The following is a 12030-nucleotide window of genomic DNA, read 5'->3' as shown; positions in this document are numbered from 1 at the left end:
GCGGTCGATTTATTTGGCCGGGAGTCCGGGGTCTCGGGGAAGTGACGGTGACTTCCCCGAGTCGTTCACCGGTTTGGTGGTGACATGTGAAGCAGGACAGGAAGTGAACGGAACCTTAGCCAGCACTGCATAATTATGGGTATTTGTGACTAAGATAAAGCGTTCGGGGCAGAAGAGAAGAGGCTACTCCTCTTCTTCCCCGGCAACGCGGACACCAATCTTACGTACCAGGTTGTCCTCTTTCTCCGCCACCGTCCAAATCATACCGGCGAACTCAACCTGGTCACCGACAACCGGCGCGCCGCCGAGCATCCCCAGCACAAAATCACCGAGCGACTGCTGGGTATTGACCTCTTCATCCAGCGTCAGGCCGTAAATGGTCGCCACGTCGGAGAACTGGGCGCTGGCCTCCAGAATAAAGTCACCAAAGAAGCGCTGATCCAAATCCACGGGCGGCGACTGGCTAAACAGCTTACCGAGCGCGGGAAGGTCACGTTCGCGACCGATGACGCAGAGCACATCGCCCTCGCGAAGCCGGGTGCTGCCCGTCGGGTGCAGCAGCTCGTTATCGCGGAACAGCGCGGCAATACGCGTCTCTTCAGGCATATGCAGGTCACGCAGGGCGGCACCCACGCACCATTTCTCTTCGCTCAACTGGTAGACAAACTGCTCCCACGGGTTATCAGGATGGATATCCAGCCCTACGCGGGAAACCGGCCAGCCGACCGGCGGTACCACGACTTTTGCTTTTTTCGCCGCCCAGCCGAGGGAGGTTCCCTGCAGCAGCAGTGAAACCAGCACCACGAAGAAGGCGACGTTGAAGAACAGGCGGGCGTTATCCAGCCCGGCCATCATCGGGAAGACCGCCAGAATGATAGGCACGGCGCCGCGTAGCCCAACCCAGCTGATAAACACACGCTCACGAAGGTTAAAGCCCCGGAAGGGAAGCAGGCCGGCAAAAATGGACAGCGGCCGGGCAAAGAAGATCATCCACGCTGACAGCAGCAGCGCAGGCACCGCAATCGGCAGCAGGTCAGAGGGGTTCACCAGCAGGCCAAGCACCAGGAACATACCGATTTGCGCCATCCAGGCCAGCCCGTCAAAGGTTTGCAGAATACCAAAGCGGCTGCGAATAGGCCGATTGCCCATCACAAAGCCGCACAGGTAAACCGCCAGAATGCCGCTGCCGTCCAGCGCCGTCGTCACGCCAAAAACCATAATGCCGCCGCTCAGCGCCAGCATCGGATACAGCCCCTGAGGCAGGGTGATGCGGTTAATCATTTGCAGCAGCAGGTAGCCGCCGCCAAGGCCAAGCACTATCCCCAGCCCGAACTGCTGAATGATATGCACCAGGAACATCCAGCTCAGGCCTGTCTGGTGCTGCTGAATCATCTCAATCAGCGTAATGGTGAGAAACACCGCCATCGGGTCATTACTGCCCGACTCAATCTCAAGCGTTGCGCCCACGCGCTCGTTGAGGCCTTTACCGCCGAGCAGCGAAAAGACCGCCGCAGCATCGGTCGAACCGACGATGGCCCCGATAAGCAGGCCGTCAATAAGGTTCAGGTTGAACAGCCAGGCGGCTGCAACACCGGTCAAGCCGGAGGTAATTAATACGCCAACGGTTGCCAGTGAAAGCGCGGGGCCGAGCGCAACGCGAAATGAACTCGCCTGCGTTCGCATGCCGCCGTCAAGCAGGATAACCGCCAGCGCCAGGTTACTGATCAGATAGGCGAAGGGATAATTATCAAACGGGATACCGCCCAGGCCGTCGATACCGGCCAGCATGCCGATAGCCAAAAAGATAACCAGAATGGGAATGCCCAGACGAGAGGAGAATGAACTTAATAAGATACTGCAAGTTACCAGAACGGAACCCAAAATAAACAGACTGACTATCGCCCCTGCGTCCAAAATCATTCATCTCCTTAATCTATGTCGCGGAATTTTAACATGTAATCTGTGGATTAAACGCCCAAAAAAGGCGCTTAAAGTGGGTTTCTTTTGCTGAGAACCGGGTGGCCGCTTAACGTCAGACGCGCCGTTTCACCGTCATGAATAAGCTCGCCAAACGCCCCGAGAGGCAGGGTGACGGTTTGGGGTTCGTGACCAAACGGCAGGCCGTGTAAAACAGGAACCTGTAAACGCTTCTGCAGGGTCTGGCGCATCTCTTCAAAATTATACCCTGCGTCATAGTCGGTTGCCGTCGCGCCGTTAAAACTGCCTAAAACAATCGCTTTTTGGCGAGAGAGAATGCCCGCATGGTGAAGCTGCAGCAGCATGCGCTCGACGCGGAAAGGGGGTTCGTTGATGTCTTCGACAACCAGAATGCCGCCCTCAATCGTTGGCAGCCACGGCGTACCTGTCAGCGAAATCAGCATCGCCAGATTACCGCCCCACACCGTCCCGCTTGCCTGCACGGCAGGGGCATCGCTTGCCCAGCTGACGGTGAATTCAGGTTCGCTGAGCGCCTGCCAGAAGTGACGCCAGGTAAACTCGTCCATCTCTTCGGCGCCGAAATTCCCGGCGAGCATGGGGCCGCTGAAGGTGATTGTACCGCACTGCGCCAGCAGGCCTAGCTGGATAGCGGTAAAGTCGCTGTGGCCGCAGATGATTTGCGGCCTGGCTCGCAGCGCTGCGCCCAGGCGTGAGAAGTCGATGTTTTCCAGTAGGCGGCTTGCGCCATAGCCGCCGCGCACCGCGAGCACGATATCGGTTTCCGGCGGCAGCGTTGCCAGTTGATTAATCTCCGCCAGTCGTTCGCTATCCGTTCCCGCAAAACGCTGAAAACGCCTTGTGACCGCCTGCTGATTAACCACCTGATGCCCGTTCTCTTCCAGCCGGCGGATGCCCCTGGCCGCGGCCTGCTGATTAATGCAGTAACCGGATGGGGCGATTAAATGAATCAGAGACATGGCATTTCCTTGCTGAATATGAATTGGTTATCATGCCGCTATCGAGAGCGCTTGTCATCGCCGTTATGGCGAGCACATCAATAAGGATAGATGCGTGAAATTAAGATGGTTTATCGTTCTGGTGCTGTTTCTGGCCGGCTGTTCCAGCCATTCACCTCAGCAGCAGGCCCCGTGGGATCCGACTATTCCCACCCAGCGGGCGTTGAACTGGATGCCCATCACCGAGCAGTCCGGGCAGCAATGGGGCGTGAGTCCCAGGTTGATAACCGCGATTATCGCGGTGGAGTCCGGCGGCAATCCGCAGCTGGTCAGCGCTTCGAACGCCATCGGGCTGATGCAAATCAAGGCCTCTACGGCGGGAAGAGAAGTATACCGCAATCAGGGCTTCAGCGGGCAGCCGTCGAACAGTGAACTGCGGGACCCTGCGCGCAACATTGATATCGGCACGGCCTACCTGAGTATTCTTGAACACGGTATTTTGCGTGGGATCAACGACCCGCAGGTGATGCAGTACGCGCTGATTGTCTCTTACGTGAACGGGGCGGGGGCGCTATTAAGAACCTTTGATTCCGACAGGCAGGATGCGATAGACAAGATAAATCGCCTGAGCCCGGACGAGTTCTATCAGCATATCGCCACCAATCATCCTGCGCCGCAGGCACCGCGCTACCTGTACAAGGTGACGCGGGCCATGAACGCTATTTAATTACTTCACGCGGTTAGCCTTTTCCCGGGCCGACCGCTCCAGCGAGAAAATAATCTTTTGCAGTTCACGTTCTACCGCCGGGTTGACGTTTAAAAAACGGAAGCTTAAGCGCGGCGTTGAAATGGTTTCATTTTTGCTGTCCACCACCTTGCGCTCCGAAACCATCACCAGCTGCATATCGAAGTAAAACTTACCCCATTCCACGAGATCCATCTCTACGCGGCCAAAACGCAGGCCGGGTGCGAGGCCTGGGGGCAATGAGCCGTCAACCAACGCGCCCATGCCGCCGAGCGACAGGTCGCAAAGCCGGAAGGCAAACTCAGAGCCATCGGCCAGTTCGGTGCGGCAGTAATACTGCGGCTGCATTGGGGCGGTAATGCGGAAGTATTCCCGGCGCTGCACGAACCACAGCGACGGCGGCAGCGGCGTAGTGAACGCCGGCAGATTTTGATATTCCGTCGCCTTCAGGCCGGGCAAACTAAATTCAACTTTTGCCCCCTGCGTTTCAGCGATGAACTCAATGTGGGTGGCCTTTTGCACGGAAAGGTTTTCCTGCGACTGGCTACCAAAGTCCAGCACCAGGCGGTCCGCTGAGACCTCGAGTATCTTGCTGATGAACTGCCCGTTAGACCATTCCAGCCTGACGGGAACCTGCTGTTTGTGTAAGTCGCGTAGCACACCTAATACTGCCAGAGGAGACTGCTTCAGGAACTGCTCGTTATAGTGACTCAAGGCTCAAGTCCTTGTTGTGTTTTCAGGTTGTGGTATCGAAGCTTATCGGCAAAATCGGGCAAAACTTAATACAAATTTTTGAATTTTTTTGCCTGAAAATGAACATAACCAGGTGAGATTCATCACATTTTTCTGCAACCGAACTATACTCTTTTTGACAGTAGGCCGCTGGCAGGGGCGCAGAGAGCGCCAGGCGAGCCTGCTAAAGCTCACAATGTAGAAGAGGACGTTCTAAAATGGGTATCCTGGCCTGGATTATTTTTGGTCTCATCGCGGGTGTGGTTGCTAAGTTTATTATGCCTGGCAAAGACGGCGGCGGCATTATCCTCACCTGTATTCTGGGGATCGTGGGCGCGGTAGTCGGCGGCTGGGTAGCGACGGCATTGCACCTTGGCGGACCGGTAACCGGTTTTAACTGGCCGAGTTTCTTTGTGGCGGTGATTGGCGCCATTATTGTGCTGGCTATTTTCAGGATGGTACGACGGTAGAAAGTCATTCATTACAAAAAACGGCCCTTCGGGGCCGTTTTTACGTTTAGCTTTTTATGACGAGATTAGAAATCATAACCCACGGTCGCAATAACCGAACGTTCCGCACCCCAATAGCAATAGCCCGTCCCGTAGCAGCCCGCCACATAGTCACGGCCCGTCAGGTTGGTCGCATTAAGCTGTACAAACGCGCCTTTCAGCGACGGTGTCCATGCGCCCATATCTGCCCGAACCATGGCATCCAGCAGCGTTGCAGAAGGGACCCGCAGGGTATTTTCGTTGTCGGCCCACTGTTTGCCGATGTAGCGAATCCCCGCGCCCAGGCTGATACCGTAATCGGCTTTGAACGTGCTCCACAGGCTAGCCATCTGATTTGGCGTGACGTATGGCGTGTTGCCGTCGTTGCCATCAATGGCGTCTTTGTAGCGTACGCGGTTGAGCGTATAGCTGGCGATTGTCGACAGGCGTGGCGTTAGCTGAGTACGTGCTTCCAGCTCCAGCCCCTGCGAATGTACTTTGCCCGCAGGTTCAAAATATCCACCCTGAACGTTACGGTTGCCCACGTCTTTCTGGGTCAGATCGTAAACGGCGGCGCTGTACAGATCGCTGGTGCCAGCCGGCTGGTATTTAACCCCGGCTTCGTACTGTTCGGCGGTCGTAGGTTTCAGCAGCTTGCCTTCGGCATCGGAAAGCACCTGCGGCGTAACGGCCTGGCTGTAGCTCACATACGGAGAAATACCGTTATCAAAAGCGTACAGCAGGGAAGCGCGGCCGCTAAAGTGGTTGTCGCTGCGGTTGTCCGTCACGTCGCTATCGATCGCCGTCGCCACCAGGTGACTTTTGGTGACCAGATGATCGTAGCGGCCAGACAGCGTCATATGCCAGCGGTCCCACTTAATTTCATCCTGCAGGTACGCCCCGGTTTGCTCGTACTGGCGGCGGCCGGCTTTGACCAGCAGTCCCTGATTGATCGTCGCGTAGCTTGGGTCACGTGGATCGTAATAATAGTAACCGCCAATGCCGCCGGACACGCCGGTCCACGGGTTCAGTTTGGTGGTGTAGCCAGTCCCGTCCGTCAGGTCGTTGGTGAACCGGTGATATTCACCGCCAAGCACCACTTTATGCTGCAGTTCGCCGGTCGCGAAGTCGGCTTCCAGCTGATTGTCGATGGCCCAGGCGTCCAGCGAGGAGTTTTCGCTGCTGTAATAGCGCGAAAGTTCATTGTGAGCGGTGTCCGCCCAGCCAATCTGATAGGCCTGGCGTAGCGCCACGTTAGAGTGGGTATAGCTGGCGTTCGAGCGGAACGACCAGACGTCGTCGAAGGCGTGAGCAAACTCGTAGCTGTAGATCTGCTGGTGGCGCTTGAAGGCGTCATCGCCCGGTTGCACATCAGAGAACCCGGTATCCAGCTTGCGTCCCGTAGTGGTGTAGAGGCTGCCGTCGCCCGGAACGGAACCGTGGAAGCCGCCGGACGGATCTTTTTCCAGGTAAGCTCTCAGCACCAGAGACGTAGCGTCGTCAGGTTGCCACAGCAGAGAAGGCGAAATGGCGTAGCGCTCGTCGCGCGTGTTTTCATACTGCGTATCGCTATTTTTGGTCAGGCCGGTGATGCGGAAGGCCCACTGGTCGTTAATCGCGTTGGTGTAATCAAACGCCGTGCCGTTGGTATTGTGATTGCCGTACATCGCCCGCACGTGGCCTTCTTCAACAAACTGCGGGCGTTTCGAGGTTTCCATCACCAGGCCGCCCGGTACGGTCTGCCCGTAAAGTGCGGAAGAGGGGCCTTTGATGACATCAAGGCGTTCCAGGAACCACGGATCGACCTGCACGACGTTAAAGCTGCCGGCGTCACTCATCAGGCGCAGACCATCAAGGAAAATGTTATTTACGTCACCACCGTGGAAACCGCGTAGCGCAACGGTGTCGTAGCGGGTTGCGCCGCCGGCAAAACCGGTAAAGACGCCGGGCGTGTAGTTCAGCGCGCTGTTAATGGTCTGCGCGCCCTGGTCTTCCATTTGCTGGCGGGTCACCACGGAAATGCTTTGCCCGGTGGTTATCAGCGGTTCGTCGGTTTTGGTTGCACCACGGGTTGTGGTGGCGGTGTAACCCATCGTTGGAGAGGTTGCGGTATCGGCAGGTTTGGCGGTGACAACCAGCGTGTCTTCAGCCGATGAAGAAAAAGGGGCGATGAGAGCAAGCGCGCAGAGTAAAGCGGAGCGCTTTACGGTAAAAGCCTTTATCATTTTTTTGTCCGGAAGTATTGAGGTCATCATCCTGATGGAATTCCTCCGTCGGCCTGCGACGGGAAAACGCGTTTTCTACATGCGATTTCGAATGCGAATTATTATCGTTATTATTAGCTGATACAAGCGATACCGCGCTTTTTTATGCGTGAAAGCCCATGAAATTACTGATGATTTCATGGGCTTATTGTTTTAAATGAAATGATTAAGTTGAGGTAACGGCAGCCGTAGCCGCCGTTATTTTACTGCTTTGGCTTGTCTGCCGTGGGCGGTGTGGCTGTTTTCTCTGCCGCTGATTTAACCGGATTGGTTACCGGGCCGGGGGTTGCCGAAGGCAGCTTGTCCGGGGCATTGTCGCAGGGCTTTTCTTTATCGCAGAGCAGGTCGAGCATTTTCAGCGCGACACCGTTAGTCCAGCCGAAGCCGTCCTGCAGTGGGTATTCGCCACCGCCGCCGCCCGTTCCGCTGGTGGTGACATCGTATTTCTCAACCAGCTTTTGCTCTTTGTTGTAGACGTTCTGCACGTTGCTCAGGAACCGGAAGCTCACCTCCAGCGCCAAATCTTTGTGCCCGTAGTTTTGCAGGCCTTCGGTTGCCACCCACTGCAGCGGCGCCCAACCGTTTGGCGCATCCCATTGCTGGCTGGTTTTGACGCTGGTGGCGGCCAGCCCGCCCGCGTTGAGCAGATGCTGGCGCGTAGCCTTCGCCATTTTATCCGCTCTGTCCTGCGAGGCGACATGCACATAAAGCGGGAACAGCGCGGCGGCGGTTAGCTGATTGCGAACCGTATTGCTCTTAAGGTCGTAGTCCGCATACCAGCCTTCTTTGGCGTTCCACAGGTTTTGCTCAATGGCTTTTTGACGGTCATCGGCGGCCTGTTTATAGCGCTCTGCTGCCGCACTATCTTTTGCCAGTTCGCTGGCGTGAGAGAGCGTTTTCTCCAGTTGGTAAAGCAGCGCATTAAGGTCAACGGGCACGATACTTGTGGTTCTGACCGTACCGAGCTGCGTCGGATTGTCCATCCAGCGTGAGCTAAAGTCCCAGCCGGATGCCGCGGCGGCTCGCAGGTCGCGATAGATATCGGTTGCCGCACGTGCTGGCGTACTCTTCGCCGTGGTAACGTCGTCGAGATAAGCCTCGGTGCGCGGCGTGTCTTTATCATCCCAGTAGCGGTTGAGCAGGGCGCCATTTTTAAGCTTAACAACGCGCTCATGAGCATCGCCTGGCTTCAGGCCGTCGCTGCCCTCCATCCACCAGCTATATTCTTGCTTCAGCTGCGGCAAATAGGTTGTATACACGCTGTCGCCTTTATTCTGCGCGAGCAGTTCAACCATCATGGCGAAGAAAGGCGGCTGCGAACGGCCCAGATAATAGCTGCGGTTGCCGTTGGGTACATAACCCCAGGTATCGATTTCGTGCGCGAAGTTGTCCACCATGTTCTGCACATCGTCCCATCGGCCGCTCTCGGCCAGGCCCAGCAGGGTGAAATAGCTATCCCAATAGTAGAGCTCCTGGAAGCGGCCGCCTGGCACAACGTAGGGTTTTGGCAGCGGGAGCAGCGGGTTCCATTTGTTGGTGCTGTCGGCGGGAGCGGGTCAGCACCGGCCACAGCCCGTTAATGTGTTCTCGCAGGCTTTCTCCTTCCTGCGGCTTATAGTTATCCTCGTTCTTCGGCAGGATAAAGTTCACGTCAACAAAGTGGCGCAAATCAAACCCGGATAGCCTGCGCTGCATGCGGTAATCGGCGAGGATCATCAGCGGATCGCCTTTAGGCATCGCATCAGCAAAAGTTTTCTGGTCGGGGAATAGCTTCGCTGTCTGGACATCAATAAACAAAGGCCCAAAAAGCTCGTCGGGCGTTTGAGGCTGGGGAGGGCGTTCGGTTTCCTGGGCTGCAAATGAAGCAAGCGGCGTGAGGCCAAATACGGCACCGGCAACGGCCATCTGGGCCGCAAGACATAGCGCATGAGGCCGGTGCAAAACGGGTTTTATCATCATTCCTTCTCCTTCGACGGGACGCAACACGCTACGTTGCGATCAACTCCCTGAAAACCTTAGTTGAATTTTCCGAATTTCGGGTGTCATTGACGATAAAAATGCAAAAACCAGACAATTTACCGGCGTAAAAAAGCCCCGCATAGCGAGGCGTGATGGGATGGCATTACCAGCTCAGAATTCGACCGTCCATTACCGGGCGTTTGTAGCGCACCGTAAGCTGATTGGCTGGTTTATTGCCCACGATGTAGTTATCGATGTGGCCGTCCTCCTGCTTGTCTTTTTTCAGCTTCTCGAATTCGGCCTGCGAGATTCGAATGCCGAAGGTGGTCGTCTTGCGTTCCTGTCCGGTTTCACTGTCTTTTACCCAGACGGACTGCGGCACGCCCCGACTGTTTATCGCCTCGGTAATCAGGTACCAGCTGCGGCCTCCTGATTCATCGTAAGTTCGCTCCACGCCAGATTTTTCCCCGATACGATCTACGACGATGAAAGTTAGAGGTTCAACGACATACTCGTACATTTCATTCATACGATTAATTGCTTCAATCCATTCCGGAGGCGGGATTATCTCGGTATAGCCGCGTTCGGCTAAGCTACGATCCAGCCCGCCGATAAAATCGCTGAGCGTTTTTCTGTCGTGACTGGAAAGAGGAAGCCCGAGAAGCTTATTTTTCTTTTCAGCAAAAATCTTTATCCGCTCGGCACGCGTTTTTTGCTGCTCAATAGCGGTGGTGACTTCGGCAACGGTGGCCTCCATCGTCGGGCTATTCTTGATGATAGCCTGTTTTGCTGCGTCGAATTTGGCCGCAACGTCAGAAGACTGGCTGAGGAATGTCGAGAACTGTGGATCGGCGGTAATCTCTTGCAGCGAGCCGTCAGCACGCAGCAGGCGGGTAACGTCGACGATAAGATTATTGGCGTTTTGCAGGAGATCTCTTTGTTTGTCATTCAGCGCCGTCAGCGACTGGAACTGCACCTCGCGCTGCGCACGGGCATTCTCCATTGCCAGATTTTGAGGTTGCTGGTGGATAAACTGTTCCAGCATACCGTTTACCTTATCTTCGACCTCAGCTAAAGGCTTCATGGCCCAGACAAGTGTCGCCTTATTGGCAACATCCAGCGTCCCTTTTAGATACCGGGCAATGCCCGTCAGGTCGTGGTTTCTTTTTATCTGTAGCGAAATGCTGTTGTTCAACGCTTCCAGCTGGCTACGGGCATCATAAATCCGGTAACCCATAAACAGTGCGCTACACAGCACCAGAACGCCCAGTCCTTTTAGCCATTTGGAACTGGTCAAATAAAGGCTTGAGCCCAACCGCTGGCCGAGGGTTAACGGCGGTGACTGGTAGCTCAAACGGTGCGTGAACCAGTTTTTCACGCCTTCTTCAATAAGCTCGTCGTTAACGGACGTACCCGACTTCTGGTAGTAATCACGTATGCGCTGGCTGATTTTCTGCCGTAAAAGCGGTAAGTCTAAATGCTCTTCAACGGCAATTTGCCGGGCGTGCAGCGCGTCGATGATAGCCATCGCCCCAAGCTGATCGCTGAGTTTTACCTTATCCATCAGAAACTGTCCGTTGTCCGGTAACTGCCGCCACCGGTTGAAGAAGAAGAGCTAAAGCCTCCGCCTGAGCGCCTGCTGGAAGACGAGCCGGATGACCATGTCGTGCTGGAGGTAGCTCGACGACTGCTGCTATAGCCGCCTGTTGTTGCCGGTTTAGGACGCTTGCGGGAGGCGGCGGAGATTTTATTCATAATATCGCCCAGGCTTTGCTCGCCGTGCATATAGCGCTTGATCTGTTTATCTTCGCTATCAAGCAGGCCCCATTTAAACTCAAGGTCGGCATTATTGAAGCCATGCTGATGGAAAGAACTCTCCAGGGATTCGGCCCGATTAAGATCGTTGCGTGCCGCCTCAAGGTCGGTTTTAGCCGCTGCAATACGGCCACCGGTACTCGTCTCCTGAGGGATAAGCGTGCGTATTCTTTCGAGCATAATATCGTCTTCGGGCGAAGCGGTTTGCGTCACCAGTTCGCTGAGCTTTTGCTGCGGCAGCCGAGACATTTGTTCCGACAGGCGTCGCATAATTCGCTGAAAATTCTCACCTTCTCCGCTGGCATACTCCTGCATTTTAAGCTGCAGCTGGCTGACCTTTTGCTGGCTTACGCTCAAATTAGCTTCCAGCGCCTCAAGGCGCTGATAAAGATCGGGCAGGCCGATATTCCTTTCAATGCGGCTGACAAAAGCAGTGAAACGATCGTTACGCGCTATAGCCTGCTGCTCAAGGGTTTGTAGCTTAGTTTCGGAGGCTTTTTGCAGGGCAAAGAGCATTCGGTAATTGGCCACGTTATCGTTAAAGCGGCACAGGCCTGCAATCCAACCGTCCAGGCTGCGGCGAAGACGCCATGCGCGATATTGCTCGGTAGCATAACCTTTGTTCAGCAGGTAACAGAACAATTTCTGCTGACCATAAACAGCCGTTTTTTCTGCGACTTCGGCCTTGAGTTCGACGTGAAGTGCCGTTTGTTTCTCTAACCCGGCCGAGAAGTTTTCCTTGTCCAGCCGCGCCTGCTCTGCTTGCGAGTCTGCGGCAAGCTGAGCGTCTCGCTCGGCTTCGTGCTGGTCTATTTGCTCATCCAGCGTGGCCAGCGCGCTTTGATGCTGCTGAAAGCGTTGTTCTTCGGCAACCAACTGCTGGCGGGTAAGGGCAATTTCGTCGTTCAACTGCTGCAGCAGAGGCTGAATGTTTTGCTCATCGACATCAACGGATGAAGATTCCTGCAAAAGCAATGTCGCCATTTTTTGATAAAGAGAGGCAATTTGCTGCTGTAGAGAGAGCTGCTGGCCGCGCAGCTCGGCCACTGAGGCTTCTACCGATGAGAGCAGCAGACGCTGGGTCGCGGTATTTTGCGCTAACGTCCTTGCCAGTTTATAGGCTTCCATTAACT

General features: G+C 55.3%; 8 protein-coding genes and 1 pseudogene. 2 read left to right on the top strand and 7 right to left on the bottom strand.

Annotation, left to right across the window (positions count from 1 at the left end; translation table 11 throughout):
- Positions 1 to 183: 183 nt before the first annotated feature.
- Entirely contained in the window at positions 184 to 1914 is a 1731-nt protein-coding gene (locus tag HX778_RS23815; protein WP_038483486.1) for a potassium/proton antiporter, read from the bottom strand.
- A 74-nt stretch (positions 1915 to 1988) separates the two neighbouring features.
- Positions 1989 to 2915, bottom strand: a complete 927-nt coding sequence (ldcA, locus tag HX778_RS23810) for a muramoyltetrapeptide carboxypeptidase (RefSeq protein WP_176983246.1) — start codon at positions 2913 to 2915, stop codon at positions 1989 to 1991.
- Between the two features lie 94 nt (positions 2916 to 3009).
- On the opposite strand from ldcA, the gene emtA reads away from it, so the two are divergent.
- Positions 3010 to 3621, top strand: coding sequence for a membrane-bound lytic murein transglycosylase EmtA (gene emtA / locus HX778_RS23805; protein ID WP_038482168.1), 612 nt, complete (start codon positions 3010 to 3012; stop codon positions 3619 to 3621).
- Here the strand turns inward: emtA and HX778_RS23800 are convergent, their stop codons facing one another.
- Entirely contained in the window at positions 3622 to 4353 is a 732-nt protein-coding gene (locus HX778_RS23800; RefSeq protein WP_038482171.1) for a flagellar brake protein, read from the bottom strand. It abuts the gene before it with no gap.
- A gap of 236 nt (positions 4354 to 4589) precedes the next feature.
- Here HX778_RS23800 and HX778_RS23795 point away from each other — a divergent pair, with 236 nt between their 5' ends.
- Complete coding sequence (locus HX778_RS23795; RefSeq protein ID WP_038482174.1) at positions 4590 to 4841, top strand: GlsB/YeaQ/YmgE family stress response membrane protein; 252 nt, start codon at positions 4590 to 4592, stop codon at positions 4839 to 4841.
- A gap of 65 nt (positions 4842 to 4906) precedes the next feature.
- Here the strand turns inward: HX778_RS23795 and HX778_RS23790 are convergent, their stop codons facing one another.
- The 4 genes and pseudogenes from HX778_RS23790 to HX778_RS23775 all read right to left on the bottom strand — a co-directional run bounded on the left by HX778_RS23790 (position 4907) and on the right by HX778_RS23775 (position 12025).
- Positions 4907 to 7084: a TonB-dependent siderophore receptor gene (locus tag HX778_RS23790; protein WP_176983245.1), complete on the bottom strand. Its 2178-nt coding sequence runs from the start codon at positions 7082 to 7084 to the stop codon at positions 4907 to 4909.
- A gap of 242 nt (positions 7085 to 7326) precedes the next feature.
- A pseudogene (gene treA / locus HX778_RS23785) lies at positions 7327 to 9079 on the bottom strand (alpha,alpha-trehalase TreA).
- Positions 9080 to 9245: 166 nt separating this feature from the next.
- Positions 9246 to 10646, bottom strand: a complete 1401-nt coding sequence (locus HX778_RS23780) for a DUF6384 family protein (protein WP_176983244.1) — start codon at positions 10644 to 10646, stop codon at positions 9246 to 9248.
- Positions 10646 to 12025 (bottom strand): hypothetical protein, encoded by a 1380-nt coding sequence (locus HX778_RS23775; protein ID WP_176983243.1) that lies wholly within the window; start codon positions 12023 to 12025, stop codon positions 10646 to 10648. Before HX778_RS23775 ends, HX778_RS23780 begins: the two co-directional genes overlap by 1 nt.
- Positions 12026 to 12030: the final 5 nt, after the last annotated feature.

It is taken from the genome of Cedecea sp. P7760 (genome assembly GCF_013386425.1).
Taxonomy (GTDB): domain Bacteria; phylum Pseudomonadota; class Gammaproteobacteria; order Enterobacterales; family Enterobacteriaceae; genus Cedecea; species Cedecea selenatireducens.
The sequence above is the reverse complement of the archived record's forward strand: the minus strand, read 5'-3'. Positions and strand labels throughout refer to the sequence as shown.